10 protein-coding genes are annotated in these 15,073 nt (G+C 34.7%); 8 read left to right on the top strand and 2 right to left on the bottom strand.

Annotated elements, in window-relative coordinates; genetic code table 11:
- Positions 1–35 precede the first annotated feature (35 nt).
- Positions 36–392 (bottom strand): hypothetical protein, encoded by a 357-nt coding sequence (locus MYP_RS07200; RefSeq protein WP_045460545.1) that lies wholly within the window; start codon positions 390–392, stop codon positions 36–38.
- Positions 393–542: 150 nt separating this feature from the next.
- Between MYP_RS07200 and MYP_RS07195 the strand changes: the two genes are divergently transcribed.
- From MYP_RS07195 to ppsA, 8 genes are all read left to right on the top strand, one after another.
- Positions 543–3,362: a sensor histidine kinase gene (locus tag MYP_RS07195; protein WP_045460542.1), complete on the top strand. Its 2,820-nt coding sequence runs from the start codon at positions 543–545 to the stop codon at positions 3,360–3,362.
- Positions 3,352–4,095 carry a LytR/AlgR family response regulator transcription factor gene (locus MYP_RS07190; protein ID WP_045460539.1) on the top strand — a complete coding sequence of 248 codons (744 nt, stop codon included), beginning with the start codon at positions 3,352–3,354 and terminating at the stop codon, positions 4,093–4,095. The genes MYP_RS07195 and MYP_RS07190 overlap by 11 nt, the downstream gene beginning before the upstream one ends.
- A gap of 96 nt (positions 4,096–4,191) precedes the next feature.
- Positions 4,192–4,860 (top strand): hypothetical protein, encoded by a 669-nt coding sequence (locus MYP_RS07185; protein ID WP_045460536.1) that lies wholly within the window; start codon positions 4,192–4,194, stop codon positions 4,858–4,860.
- A gap of 450 nt (positions 4,861–5,310) precedes the next feature.
- A complete protein-coding gene (locus MYP_RS07180) occupies positions 5,311–5,979 on the top strand; it encodes a hypothetical protein (protein WP_045460533.1) in 669 nt (222 codons plus the stop codon).
- Between the two features lie 170 nt (positions 5,980–6,149).
- Entirely contained in the window at positions 6,150–6,668 is a 519-nt protein-coding gene (locus MYP_RS07175) for a hypothetical protein (RefSeq protein WP_045460530.1), read from the top strand.
- 740 nt (positions 6,669–7,408) lie between these two features.
- On the top strand, positions 7,409–9,151 hold the full coding sequence (locus MYP_RS07170) for a hypothetical protein (RefSeq protein ID WP_045460527.1): 1,743 nt from the start codon (positions 7,409–7,411) through the stop codon (positions 9,149–9,151).
- Between the two features lie 12 nt (positions 9,152–9,163).
- Complete coding sequence (locus tag MYP_RS07165) at positions 9,164–11,008, top strand: PAS domain S-box protein (protein WP_045460524.1); 1,845 nt, start codon at positions 9,164–9,166, stop codon at positions 11,006–11,008.
- 374 nt (positions 11,009–11,382) lie between these two features.
- Complete coding sequence (ppsA, locus tag MYP_RS07160) at positions 11,383–13,791, top strand: phosphoenolpyruvate synthase (protein ID WP_045460520.1); 2,409 nt, start codon at positions 11,383–11,385, stop codon at positions 13,789–13,791.
- Positions 13,792–14,002: 211 nt separating this feature from the next.
- On the opposite strand, the gene MYP_RS07155 is transcribed toward ppsA, so the two are convergent.
- Positions 14,003–14,929 (bottom strand): TerC family protein, encoded by a 927-nt coding sequence (locus MYP_RS07155; protein WP_045460517.1) that lies wholly within the window; start codon positions 14,927–14,929, stop codon positions 14,003–14,005.
- Positions 14,930–15,073 lie beyond the last annotated feature (144 nt).

Genomic DNA, 15,073 nt, shown 5'->3' with positions numbered 1-15,073 from the left:
ATGAAATTATCACTTATATATAATTTGTTTACTTTTCATTTAGCACATTCGCAGGAATAATCAGGAGGATTTCCTTTACATTGTTTGGTTTGTATTCGGTCTTCAATATAAGAAGTATCCTTCGTAACAATTTTATATTCACTGGCAGGATATACTTTTACAATCTGATCGATTGAATCTTTTATTAACTCATTCTCATCATAACGATCATAATTTTGACAATACTCCTTTTCAAAAGCCAAACTACCATCTGCATTTAAATAAATTGACACTTTTGAACATTCTGATCCTTTAATACAATCGCACTTACAACCGCAGGAATATAAAGTAAAAAGAGATAGTAAAAATACAATTGCTAAACCTCCGGATTTTAATTTTTTTGATTTATTCATCTTTATAAAAATTAAACGTTATACACCTAACAAAAATCATAATCAACTAAAAACTAAAAACTTAAGCATTTCCAGCACCAGCCTTTCACTAAGATATATGGAAATCTTCTTCAGTTTTTTTTCCTTAACAAAAATAGATATTTTTATTCTATGGTTAGTAAAAAATTATTTTTCCTATTATTTACCTTTTTAATATTGTTTTTCTTTCCGGTATATTCTCAAAAACTGGTTTTAAAAAATATTACTTCAAGCAATGGATTGCCCAGTAATGTCTGCTACGACATTATACAAGACAAGGAGGGCTATATCTGGATTGCTTCAGAAAATGGGGTCAGCCGTTTTGATGGTAAAGACTTCAAAAACTACACTACCCAAAACGGTCTTGCAGACAATGAAATATTTAAAATAGTTGAAGATAAAAAAGGCAGAATCTGGTTCTTAAGTTATAATGGACAACTATCCTATTACTATAAAGGCTTCATCCATCATTCAGGAAACACTCCTTTTCTGAAAAAACTCAGTTTTACATATTTTGTCAAAGAAGCTTACCCTGACAGTAAAGGGAACATATGGTTTTCCTCAAAAGAAGAAGGGATAAAGGTTTTATTACCAGACAATAGAATAAAGATCTATTCTGATAAAAAGGATACGTTCGATGCAGTAAATGTTTTTGTACAAAAGAATGATACCATAATTGCAGTCGCTCAGAATCACACTCTTATATTTACAAGCTCTGCACTCCTTAAAAAAGAGATTGCTACTTATTTTTATTCCAGGTCGTATAGAAAGCCCGACTTATTTAAGTTTAATGAACAAAAAAATTTAATTGAAGGAAATAACTTTACCATCAAAGTGCCTTCAGAAAAAGTTTTATGTTATTTAAAAGACTCTAAGGAGCATTCCTGGATTGGCACTGGCAATGGCTTATATCATATCAACAATGGAGAATCTCAGCAATACCTAGCAGGAACAATCATTACATCTTTGATTGAAGACGCTGAAGGAAATGTATGGATCAGCACATTGGGAAAAGGGATTTACATGGCTCCTTCGTTACCTTTTTTTGAACTTCGTGATGAACAAGACCGATTATTACCCCCTATCATATCCTTATATACTGATGGAGAAATCATTTATGCCGGTACCGATCATGGTTCCTTTTATATCATAAACAGGAAAAGTAATTCAATAAAAGAAATTCAAATAGAAAAAGGAAAAATTTATAACCGAGTCAAAAAATTTGTAAAAGATGACAAAGGGATTATCTGGATCGGATGTGACCTTGGATTATACAAATATTCAGGTACTATTACAAAAACAATATCAGATATAGCCGTCAAGGATCTGAGCTTTAACAACGGTAAATTATTAGTTGCTTCTAATGTCGGGCTTTTCAGAATAGACCATGAAATAAAAAAGCTGTATGATTACAGAACAACAGAGGCAGCATACATTGGAAATACCCTATATATAGGCACTTTAGGAGGCCTAAAAATTTATTCTGACCATTCGGATACACTTAAGTTTTCCGGAAATATACTTCAGGGGAAAAGAGTAACTGCAATCACCAACATTGCTCGTTTTCCCGCTATTGCCACATACGGTCATGGTTTATTTATCCTTCATAAGGATAGTATTATTCAGATTACCGAATCAAAAGGCCTCAATGGTGATATTATCTCAGAATTACATACTGATGAGAAAAAGAATATATGGTTACTGACCAACCGCGGCTTGAACTATCTGGATATCCGGAATTTTAACATCATTTCATATTCTGGTTCTGAAGGTTTGTTGCCAATACAACTAAGCTCCTTCTGCCTTAAACAGGACACTGTATATGTGTCCTCCCAAAGAGGTATATCTTATTTCATACCATCACAGGCATCAGTATCAGAAGATCGACCCAAGGCTTTTATCACATCCCTTGAGGTTAATAATGAACCTTATATTTTTGGCAAAAAAATCGTTCTTGACTGGGATCAGAATAACATAACTTTTGGTTTTTCAGGAATTTCTATTTCCAGTCTTGGGGATATGACTTATCAATACATGCTTGAAGGTATTGACAAATCCTGGCTGAATGCGGTTAATAATGAAGTTTTTTATAGTGGGCTAAAACCAGGAAAATATACATTTAAAGTCAGGACCATTTCCAAACATGGTAAAATTAGTAAACAAACTGCTGAGCAAACGTTCACAATAAAAGCTCATTTTACTGATTCAGCCTGGTTTCTTTCACTTATTATTTTTCTTGCTATTGTTGTTTTGTTCTTGCTCATTTATATATGGTTTATCAACTATAAACGGATACAAAAAAGAAAGCTCAGAGCTCTTCAATTAGAGCAATCTGCTCTCAGAAACCAGATGAATCCCCATTTCCTGTTCAATACACTGAATTCCATTCAGCAGTTTGTGATTAAAGAAGATAAGCGCAAAGCCAACAAATATCTGGTTCTATTTGCCAACCTTATAAGGAAATATCTTGATCATTCAAGAGAATTATATATTACACTAGGCGAGGAGATCGAGAGTCTTGATATGTACCTTCAACTGGAAAATCTCAGAATGAAAAATCAGGTCGAAATAGATTTTCTCAAACCGGATCAGAGTTTTAATGGAAGTTATATACCTGCAATGTTTGTGCAACCACTCGTTGAAAATGCATTTAAACATGCTCTGTTCCCCCTGATCAATGAGGGGCATAAAGCAACACTCTCTATAAAAATTATCCCCAAAGATGATAATTATATCGTCTTTAGCGTAAAAGATAACGGAACAGGATTTTCTCCGGAATATAAAAATAAAGAAGGATCTACAGCCCTGAAGAATATTATGGAGCGTATTGAAATACTTAATAAGGTTCATTCAGTAAATGCAAAAATAGAATTTAACTCTTTTACTGAAAGCTCAGGTTCAGAAGTAATCATAACTTTACCAATATTAAACAAATCAGTGCATGTCAATTAAGGCTTTGATCATAGATGATGAACCTTCCGCCATTGAGGTATTAAAAGATATCATCAATACTTTTATTCCTGAAGTTAACCTTGCAGGAACAGCGTCCAACGTATCTCAGGCGGTTGCTCAAATCAAGAAGCATAATCCAGACCTCATATTTCTGGATATAAAATTGGGGAACAATACAGGCTTTGAAATACTGGAACAAACTTCTGAAATGGATTACGAAGTCATATTTACAACCGCTTATGGTGAATTCCGTGACAAAGCCTTTGATCACCTCGCACTAAATTATCTGACAAAACCTATTGATGTAGATAAGCTGGAAAAGACTATAGAAAAATACAAAAAGCGGAATCAAAGCCTTTATTCACGTGATAAACTACAAGAACTTTTAGCATCTACCCGCTCCAACACCAATAGTAAAATTCCTTTATCAGTTAAAGACGGGCATATTTTAGTTTCTGCAGATGAAATAATCCGTTGCGATGCTGATTCTAATTATTCAAAGGTTTTCCTGACTGATTCAAGAATCATTACAGTGGCTAAAACACTAAAATATTTTGAGGAAAATCTACCAACATCCAAATTTTTCAGGGTGCATAAAAGTCACCTGATCAATATTGATTTCATAGAAGAGATAAAGAATGACGGAACGTTGACGCTCAAAAACGGAGGCAGTGTAATTATCTCACAAAGAGCCAAATCCTTATTCTTTCAGTTTTTAAACGGTTCTTTATAAACTAAAAAAAGTCCGCTTTCCCTCAAATTTCACTGCGTATACTCAATCCCTGTTTCAGCTCCTGGTTCAGATACATAGTTTTGATAAAAAAACTATATGAGGCAGAGCATTTTTAACAAAATCATTTTTTCCGAAAGTATTATATTTTTATTGTTTTTCTCAATTGGCAAACTGAAAGCCCAGGATAGCATACAGTTTAAGAAAAATGAAGTATGGGTGAATTTCTTTAACCCTGGAGTTGCATATAAGAGAGGATTAAACACAAGAACTTTTTTTAAGGCAGGTATCACGTTCGATTTTACTAAAAGCAAATCAGAACGAGATTACGTTAATTTTGATCCTAACTTTTATGATGTTAATCACAATAAAATAGGCAGAACCAACCAAAACAATAACGTTTACTTAGGTATAGAGAAAAGATCCAACCTCTCCCCTATGATAATGTTATTTCACGGCCCCGATTTATCTTATGGATTTTCTTCTTCTAATGTGTATAATAACAGTAACGCAAGTTTATACGAAAGAACAAATCACAATAGTCAGACAATCGGAGCAGGATATACAATAGGGGCCTCTTATAGTTTTAACAGTTCGTTAGGAATAGGTATATATTGGTCTCCTAGAATATTTTTGAACTTTTACAGAAGGGAAAGTACCTATCAATACCACGCCGACCCTCAAACCAACCGAACCGAGAAAAGTAAAGAAAATAACTTTGGTGTACAATTATTAACTCCCGGTGTCAGTCTAATTTTAAAATTTTAGATACAGTACTTTAACAAGTTGTTTTTCATTTCTAAGTCTTAAATTTTTTTCCTAATTTTTTGTGATCAAACCTGAAAGCTCTCTAATAAAGATTGCTTATAGGTTTGGTCTTTCTGTATTTATTGGCCATTGCTTTTAAAGATCTACCTCGGTTTTAAAACACGACCAGCACACAATCCAATCATACATAAGTTATCCGTACAAACAGAATAATTTTTCTACAACTGCGTGGGGAAAGCTTTACTAGTTGTTATAATAACAATGCTAAATAATTCTTATTGCCCTTCTTTAGTAGGTATGTACATCATCCTAATAGATAATCATAATTTTCGTTTTCTAATCAGACCTTCTTAAACTAAAAAAAATACACTTTCACTCAAATTTTACTGCGCAGACTCAATTCCTATTTCAGCTTCTGGTTCAGAAACATAGTTTTGAAGAAAAAACTATATGAGACAGATCATTTTTAACAAAATCATTTTTTGTGGAAGTATAATCTTCCTATTGTTTCTTTCTATTGGAGATTTGAAAGCACAGGATACCATACAGTATAAGAAAAATGAAATTTGGGCAAATTTCTTTAGCCCCGGCGTAACCTACAAGAGAGGTTTAAACTCAAGAACTTTTTTTAAGGTTGGTATCACTTTCGATTTTAACAAAGGCAAATCAGATCGGAATTCCTTTTATTCTGATGATAATTATAATTCATTCGAACACTCTAACCTCAATCAAAACAACCAAAGCATTAGTGTAAATTTAGGTATAGAAAAAAGGTCTTACTTATCCTCGAAGGTTACCTTATTTCATGGTCCGGACTTATCTTATGGATTTTCAGATTATAGAGCCTACACCAACAATAACCTAAACTTAAATGATGAAACTTCTCAAAATACTCAAACTATTGCGGCAGGATATACAATCGGAGCCGTTTATAGCTTTAATAGTTATTTAGGAATAGGAGTAAGTTGGTCACCACGAATCTATTACAGGTTTTACAAAGGAGAGAGCTCCTCTCGATCCAATACCGACCCTCATACCAATCGTCTGAATAGTAATAAAGACAAATCTTTGGGCATTCAATTAAATACACCTAGTGTGAATCTTATCTTAAAATTTTAGAATCAGCACTCTTTATGAGATTTATTCCTTGCGTTTATAAGTAAACTCCTTTTTTAATCTTATTTATTTTTTCTGTTTGCCGGCCTGCTACCTGGACAGGCCGGCAATTTAACAAACGATTAATTGATGAATAAAAATTTTTTATTACGCGAATCAAAAAATATGTTCAAATGAGAACTGTAAGTAGTATGGAAAAGAGAAAGGTAACAATCGTAATAATGTATGCTTTTATAGCAACCATTCTTTTGGGTTGCATGAATAAAATTGAAAAACAGAACCCTGATTCTTTCTATGAAAACATCAGTGGATATGATTGGATGAGAATTCCTTTAATAAAGCCATACGAACTTAGAACCAGCCCTCAGGATAGCATAAGTAGATGGGACATGGCTTTTGTTAATTTACTGGGGACTTATAACGTTAAAAAATTAGATATAAAAGATAGCATCATATATATACTAAGCGGTAACATTGGTGATGGAGGCAACACTTTCGTAAACCGCACAATTGCTCCAACAGGATGGTTTATCATCGACACAAAAGTTAATAAGGAAAAGGGCTTCGTAAATGAAAAAGATTTCAATGACTATGTTATAAATCACAGTTATCCCAAGCCCTCCTGGATGTGCATTGATTCATTGGTAAACTCTATTATTAAAAAGAATAAGCTTCCCTGGAGACAGTATTAGTGTGTATTCAATCATCCTTCTCAAAACACACATCAGACTTCCGCTAGTCTCAGGATGTAACAAGTGGCTGGTTTTATTACGAATTCAAAGGATGTTCTTATGACTAAATTCGGATTTTAGGAATCTATCCCAGACAAATTCCCTAAAATGAATATGTTTAATTATACCGGGGATTAAAACGCTTAGTTAAAGAGATGCAGTGCTAAAAGCAATTAACTTAGGATTGGATACAGACACAAGATGAGCTGTCACTTGGGGCTTGGGAGGATTATATTATGGATACAATTCCATTCCTGATGAATGGGTGATGCTTTGGCCAGAAAGGACGATATTGAAAATCGGGCGATAAGACTAGAATAGAAGTATTTTCCTGGGGAATAGTAGGATTTATGCACACACTAACTATCTAATCATATGCTCCTATCATAAGGTTGAATTTGATACAATCTTTATCTAGGTCAACCTCCCCCAAACACATTTCTTTTTCAAAGTTTTTCCTAAATAAAGAATTTGTACCGCCCCCATATCTTCAATTCAAACTATTCACGCACTCGCTGGTTTATACCCCTAAAGCACTTCAAATGTCCCTGGTAGCTAACAAAAACAAAGTCACCGAAAGAATTCTTATGCTCGTCGGTATCTGTTTTTGTTTTTTAGGTACCCTCATTCCACTGCTGGTGCTTAGTTTAAGATTCATAAACTACCCACTGTTATATTCTATCACGCCGGGTCACTTTATCATGAATCCTCTTACTTCTCTCTGTTTCATAACTCTAGGCATTTCTATATGGCTTTCAAGAACAGAAGAGATCAAACAAAAGTATTTTTATCTTGTATCCATACTATGCGTACTTGTGATTGCCTATTCAAGCGGTATGTTAATAATTTTATCACTTGGTTATAATTTTCAGCCCGACAGATTTTTTTTGAAGCTACTGTACCAAAATCAGGAATTACCGGAAATGACTTTGAGCTATAAGGGTTTGGGGATAAATAACGCCATTTGTATTAACTTACTGGCTATCTCCCTCCTCTTTATTGACAAAAAAAAGATACTATTCTCAAATGCTCAAAACCTTAATTACTTTATCATATTTTTATCGTTCCTTACTATTTATGGTTATGTATATTCTGTAGAGGAAATGTATACGCTTCGAGGCATACCTATGACTTTTTACAGCTCTCTGTCCATGCTGTTTCTATCCTCATCCATACTTTTTCTCAGACCTTTTAAAGGATCAATGAAGTACCTGGTAGGACAAAACCCGGCAGAGGTTTTTATGATGCGTTTTCTCGCCTTCTTTATTCCTCTGGTGCTGGGTTATCTGAGAATAAGCGGTGAAGAAGCTGGTCTATATGCTAAAAATGTAGGTACAGCACTTATGGCCATTAGCACTTATCTTATCTCGATTACCCTGCTCGGATGGAAATCGACCATCCAGTATAAACTTCAGCTGGCAAAGCGAAAGGAAGTTGAGCTTATAAAAAAAGACCACCAAAGAATCGAAAGGATTCTAAATAACTCACAAACTTTCGTTCAGATTATTAATATCCAGAAAGGGATAATAGCCTTTTCCAATGAATCCGGACGAGGCAAAATGCGAACGGGCAAGGAAATAGAAGGCAAAACAATGTCAGAAATTGTAAAAGAAAGAATACATCCCGATGACTTTCCTATTATTGAAGAACGGCAGAAAATACTTCCGGAACTTAAGGACAACGAATATAATGACGTTGCTTTCAGGCTAACAGACGAACATGGCGACCACACCTGGTTATTCTCTAGAGCAATTGTCTTCTCCCGGGATGAATCAGGAGCTGTAAAAGAAATTCTCTTCAATACAATTGATTTTACTAATGAAAAGAAAAAAGAATCAAAACTGAAACAACAAAAAATAAATCTGGAACAAAAGCAACTGGAGTTAGAAAGAATAAAACGTAAGCTGGAAGAGGCTAACAATAAATTAGAAGAAGAGGCCCAAAAAAGGGCCTCTGAGCTCTATAGAAGTGAGAAGAGATACAAGGATTATATAAAAAATAGCTTTAGCGGAATCATAGAATTTGAACATACATCTGATATAAGCATCAGTTTGCCTGCGGATGAACAGGTAAAAAAAATCAGAGAAGTAACCAGAATAAAAGAAGTAAACCAGGTAGCTGCTGAACTGCATGGATATAAGAACCCTGATTCATTGAAAGGTATGCCTCTTCTGGAATTCATCGATTTGCCAGAAGAGATTGCTATTGAGTATGGAAAGGAATTTGTCAGGTCCAATTATCGTCTTGTAGGCAAACAGCCAATTCAGTTGACAAAAGAAGGTAAACCTGTAAAAGTTTACTCCAACCTGCTTGGGATAGTAAAAAATCACTTTTTGGTAAAAGTATGGGAAATACAAAGACCCGTGAACTTCTCTGATATTATAACAACGAAGAGACTGAAACTAATACAAGGCTTAATGAAAAAAGAAATCTCTGACAAATAATATTTAACATCAATGCCGGTATCAATTGAAAATAAGCAGACTGTAACCACTCTGATTGCACTGGGAAAAACCTTTACTCTTGTTGCTTTTTTTATCCCCATAATCGGATTGCTATTGCGTGCAGTAAGTTTTGAGTTGTTTGAGTTATATAGCTTTAATCAGGTTGTATCTCAAAACCCCCTTTCGGCCATCTGCTATTCTATGATTGCTCTGGCAATATGGATCATTCGGAATGAAAATGCTAGTTTGGCAAATAAGATAATATGCAATTCAATTTGCTTTCTTATACTGCTTATTGCCGGGATCAAACTCATAACATATTTTATGGACCAGCCCTTTGTATTAGAGGAAGTCTTATTTAAAGAACAAATCTATCAGGTCAAGAGCAAGGTAAAAAAGGAAGTCAATGTTAACCTCACCTCTCCTATCTCTGCCTTTTTTTTTATTGCACTCTGTACATCATTGCTGCTTAACAATTTTGGAAATAAGGAAATCTATAAAATATCTCAATTTCTAAACTATGGTACAGGACTGGGTGCTATATTAGTTATATATAGTTATGTCTATAAAATTGATGACTTGTATGCTGCTTCCTATATAATTCCTATTTCACTTAATTCTGCTATTGTTGCCCTTTTATTGTCAATAGCTATATTATTCCTAAGACCACATAAAGGATCCATGAAAACCCTGATAGGACAAAATTCCACTCAAATAGTCTTATTAAGATTTCTCGCCTTTTTCATACCACTCCTTTTGGGTTGGTTAAAAATAAAAGGCGAAAACAACGGACTTTACAGTAAAAATATGGGAACAGCTCTATATGCATCTGCTACTTTTTGCATCTCCATGTTTTTGCTTGGCTGGAAATCGCAGATACAATCAAAACTCAGGGGGGTAAGACAAAAAAATGAAGAGCGTATTGAAAAGGACAGAGAAAGGTTAAAGAACATACTCGAACTATCCCCCACTTCAATAAGCATTATTGATCTGGATACACAAAAATTCATTTTCACTAACAGAGCTTTTAGACAGCTCTTCAGTTACAAAGGTGGTGAGATCCGCAATAAAAAATATCGGGATGTAGTAAAAACGTTGGTTGCAGGAATAGATGAAGATAAGATCCTTAATCGTTTAGAACTTATAAAAAATTTAAAAGAAGACGAATCAAATGAAATGACTTATGGAGTATATAACAAAGAAGGACTTGCTAGCTGGATAATTACAAGGGGCATCGGTTTTGACTACAAAAATGGGAAAGCCAGGAAAGCACTCATCAACAGTCTCAATATCTCAAAAGAAAAGAAGCTCCAACTGGCACTGGAAAGGCAATCAGCACAAATAGAACAAACCAATAATAAGCTAAAGGAATCAAACGACAAACTGAGAGATATTCAACTCAATCTTGAAGAGAAGATAAAGGAACGTATTAATGAAATAGAAGAGAGCAACCGTGCCTGTAAAGACTTCTTTGAAGAAAGCTTTGATGGCATTCTTCGCTATGGACTAAAAGATATTGAAGGAGTTGATACAAGCCTCCCCTTCAAGCAACAGTTAAAATTAATAGAGAAACATGCCTACCTGGCCGAAGCAAATAAAAAACTGACCCATGACCACGGTTATAAATCTGCTGATGAACTCGTAGGTACTCCTTTAGTAGATTTTATAGCTATGTCAAGTAAGGAAAAACTTAAACTACTCCTTCGCTTTATAAGGAATGGTTATAAAATTGAAAATACTCCTACCATACACAGAAACAAAGCCGGAGAAAAGATCCGGGTACTCGTCAATATTACTGGGGTAATAGACAACGGTCTACTTGTAAGTGCCTGGAGTACGGAACTGAAATTTAGGTAAAAATCTGTAGTCATCATTAGTACTGCCTGTATCAAGAATCTTAAATCATCCTGCTTAGAGAAATATAAAAGCTGCGCATTATATCTTTCTGAGACATTTATCTTAGGGACTTTAAACTTAAATTTGTTCCTGAAAACTTCCTACCAATTCCATATCACATCAGAAATATTTCAAAGACCTACAAATCCTGCCTCTTATCATTAAAATTTTCCAACACAAATAACCTTTATCTGTTATGACTTTATCATGCGATAATTCTTTCAACGATAACAAGGGAGATGTTTTAAACGGCAATTGGCAAAAGTTTCAATTAACATCTTTCTTCTTAGTACGAATCATTAAATATAGATTTTGAAATTTGAACCTATATAAACATGCAAAAGTATATACTGAGCTTTAATGAAATCCATTTAAACGATATTGCACAGGTAGGTGGAAAAAATTCTTCTCTGGGAGAAATGTTCAATACACTATCTTCCAAAGGAATCAAAATTCCTGACGGATTTGCAACTACGTCTTTTGCCTATCAGGAATTTATTAAAAGCAATAAGCTCGGTAACGACCTTAAAAATATACTGGATAAATTAGATACGACAAACTTCTCTAATCTTTCAGAAATAGGATTATCCTGCAGAAATCTGATCTTAAAAGCTTCCATCCCCTCAGAGATAGAGGCTGCTATTAAAAATGGCTACAGAGATTTATGTAAAAAATACGCCTCTCAGATACACGTTGCCGTGAGAAGCAGTGCAACCGCAGAAGATTTGCCGGATGCAAGCTTTGCCGGCCAGCATGAATCATACCTGAATATATGCTGTGGAGAAGAAAATCTGCTTAACGCATGTCTCAAGTGTATGGCATCATTGTTTACAGACAGGGCAATCAAATACAGACATGATCATGGATTCGATCATATGAAAATTGCATTGTCTATCGGAATTCAAAAAATGGTTAGATCTGATATGGCATCTTCAGGGGTATGTTTCACATTAGATCCTGACTCCGGATTTGAAGATGTGATCCTCATTACAGGAAGTTGGGGATTGGGAGAAAATGTTGTCCAGGGGGCAGTTAACCCGGATGAATTTTATGTTTTTAAAAAATCTTTACAGAAGAATAAAAAAGCCATACTTAATAAAAAAATTGGAAGCAAGGAGAAAACGTTGATATATAACTACAGTTCTTCAATTGAAAACACAACTATCAATATTGAAACCCCAAAAGAAAAGAGAGAACAGTTTATTTTAACTGATGAAGAAATAAACCTACTGGCCAAATGGTCCTTGATTATTGAAGAGCACTACAAAAAACCTATGGACATTGAATGGGCAAAGGATGGAGAAGAGAATACAATATATATTGTACAGGCAAGACCGGAGACTGTATATAGCAGACAAAGAAATCAGGTTAAAATAACGGAGTACCTTCTCAAAGAAAAAGGTAATACTATTACCAAAGGCAAAGCAATCGGTAATAAAATTGCAACCGGAACCGCCCGTATCATTAATTCACCTAAAGATTCATACCTACTAAAGGAGGGAGAAATACTAATAACGGATATTACGAATCCGGATTGGGATCCTATCTTAAAAAAAGCATCAGCCATTATTACCAATAAAGGAGGCAGAACCAGTCATGCAGCCATTATAGCCAGAGAGCTGGGAGCTGTAGCAATCGTAGGAACAGGAAATGCAACCTCCGCAATAAAAGATGGTGAAACGGTAACTGTTTCCTGCGCAGAAGGAGAAACAGGAACTGTATATGAAGGAAAACTTTTGTGGGATGTGGTTGAAACTGATCTGGAAGCCATAGAGAAACCTAAAACAAAAGTCATGTTCATCTTAGGCAATCCGGAGAAGGCATTTCATTTGTCACGTATTCCCAATGATGGCGTTGGTTTGATGAGGCTGGAGTTTATCATTAATAATTCTATCAAAATCCATCCAATGGCTTTAATAAAATTTGACTCTCTAAAAGATCAACAGGCCAAATCTGAAATCGCAAATCTCACATCCAACTATCCCGATAAAGAATCCTATTTTGTTGAAAAGCTGTCCAGGTCCGTTGCAACAATAGCTGCAGCATTTTATCCAAATGATGTGATTGTCAGAATGACTGATTTCAAAACCAATGAATATGCAAATCTGATAGGCGGAAAGGAATTTGAACCCGAGGAGGCAAATCCAATGCTGGGATTCCGAGGAGCTTCTAGATATTATAATGACGCATATAAGGAAGGATTCGGACTTGAATGCAAAGCTATGAAAGTCGTCAGGGAGGAAATGGGTCTTACAAACATTAAATTAATGATCCCATTTTGCAGAACTGTTGAAGAAGGAAAAAAGGTTATAGAAATCATGAAAGCAAATGGACTGAAACAAGGGGAAAATGAACTTGAAATATATGTGATGGCTGAAATACCAAGTAACGTAATCCTTGCTGATGAATTTGCCAGTGTATTTGATGGTTTCTCTATAGGATCTAATGACCTTACACAACTCACTTTGGGAATAGACAGAGATTCTTCTACTGTGAGCGAATTATTTGACGAAAACAATGAAGCCCCCAAAAAGATGATCCGCCTGATGATCAATGCTGCCAAACAAGCAGGGAAAAAAATTGGCCTCTGTGGACAAGCTCCAAGCGACTTCCCTGAATTTGCTCAATTTCTTGTCGAAAATAAAATTGACAGTATTTCTTTCAATCCTGATGCAATGATCAAGGGAATACAGAATATCAAAGAAGCAGAAGCAAAATTCCGGCATCAGAAAATAGAGCATTGATGAAATCCTTACTAAACAAGAGTAAATAAATACTTGATCTGACAGCAGGGATTGAAAAACATTCCAACAGATTGTATAAAATTATCATGGATATAGCAAGTATTTGTATGCCATAAATTCTTATTGATATAGTTCTGGGAAAACGATTATTATTTGAGAGTTTCTGATTTTGAATATCTATTCCTAAGTTGAATAAAATAAAGAACAACGATCAGTATTTCTTCTTATTCTTTCTTTGCTCAACTATTGCAGACCCAACCATACTGATTATTAATATTCCTAACACCGCAACCAGTGCAATCACTGTTGGTATTTTAATAGTTTCTGCCAGAATCATTTTTACACCCACAAAAACCAATATAGCAGCTAAGCCATAATGCAGATATCGAAATTTTTGCATAAGCCCTGCAAATGCGAAATAAAGAGACCTTAATCCCATTATGGCAAAAACATTGGATGTATAAACGATAAATCTATCCGTAGTGATAGCTAAAATTGCAGGGATAGAGTCTATGGCAAAAATCAAATCAGTTGTTTCAATCATAAGCAAACTAAAAAACAAGGGAGTCATATGCCTCTTATGATCTATCGTCGTAAAGAATTTATCTCCATCATATTTGGGAGTTGCAGGGACGAACTTTTTAGCCAGGTTAATCAGATAATTATTCTCAGGATCGACTTTTATCTCTTTACGCACTGCCATTCTGATACCAATGACAACCAGAAAAGCACCGAATACATAAATGATCCAATGAAAACGTTCTATCAATTCGATTCCAAGAAATATAAATCCAGCTCTCATCACAAGAGCTCCAAGGATGCCCCAGAACAGTACTCTGTGCTGATATTGATCAGGAACCTGTGTGTATTTAAAAATTAACAGAATAACAAAAATATTATCAATACTAAGTGATTTTTCAATAAGGTATCCCGTCAGAAAATCAAGTGCCGGGTCAGGGCCTTGCCATATATAAATGATTAGATTAAAACTAAGGGCAAGTGTTATCCAGAATACAGTCCAGAGAATCGACTCTTTGAATGAAACAACATGTGCTTTTCTATGAAATACTCCTAAGTCAAATGCCAGAATGATTAAGACAAAAACGTTGAAAAATATCCAGTAAAAAACATGAGGCATATAGTTTAAATAAGAAACAGGCCAATATTCTCCTTATTCTGACTGCTTATAAAGTATCCATTTCCAGAATTTTAATACATAAAGCAATTTACAAGACACTGAATGATCAGAGAATAAAACAACCTGAATATCATGTAAAAGTTT

The organism is Sporocytophaga myxococcoides, assembly GCF_000775915.1.
Lineage (GTDB): Bacteria > Bacteroidota > Bacteroidia > Cytophagales > Cytophagaceae > Sporocytophaga > Sporocytophaga myxococcoides_A.
The sequence above is the reverse complement of the archived record's forward strand: the minus strand, read 5'-3'. Positions and strand labels throughout refer to the sequence as shown.

Excerpts from the sequence above, each read along its gene's own strand:
- MYP_RS07200 (WP_045460545.1), bottom strand. The coding sequence starts at position 392 with ATGAATAAATCAAAAAAATTAAAATCCGGAGGTTTAGCAATTGTATTT.
- MYP_RS07195 (WP_045460542.1), top strand. The coding sequence starts at position 543 with ATGGTTAGTAAAAAATTATTTTTCCTATTATTTACCTTTTTAATATTG.
- MYP_RS07190 (WP_045460539.1), top strand. The coding sequence starts at position 3,352 with ATGTCAATTAAGGCTTTGATCATAGATGATGAACCTTCCGCCATTGAG.
- MYP_RS07185 (WP_045460536.1), top strand. The coding sequence starts at position 4,192 with ATGAGGCAGAGCATTTTTAACAAAATCATTTTTTCCGAAAGTATTATA.
- MYP_RS07180 (WP_045460533.1), top strand. The coding sequence starts at position 5,311 with ATGAGACAGATCATTTTTAACAAAATCATTTTTTGTGGAAGTATAATC.
- MYP_RS07175 (WP_045460530.1), top strand. The coding sequence starts at position 6,150 with ATGAGAACTGTAAGTAGTATGGAAAAGAGAAAGGTAACAATCGTAATA.
- MYP_RS07170 (WP_045460527.1), top strand. The coding sequence starts at position 7,409 with ATGAATCCTCTTACTTCTCTCTGTTTCATAACTCTAGGCATTTCTATA.
- MYP_RS07165 (WP_045460524.1), top strand. The coding sequence starts at position 9,164 with ATGCCGGTATCAATTGAAAATAAGCAGACTGTAACCACTCTGATTGCA.
- ppsA (WP_045460520.1), top strand. The coding sequence starts at position 11,383 with ATGCAAAAGTATATACTGAGCTTTAATGAAATCCATTTAAACGATATT.
- MYP_RS07155 (WP_045460517.1), bottom strand. The coding sequence starts at position 14,929 with ATGCCTCATGTTTTTTACTGGATATTTTTCAACGTTTTTGTCTTAATC.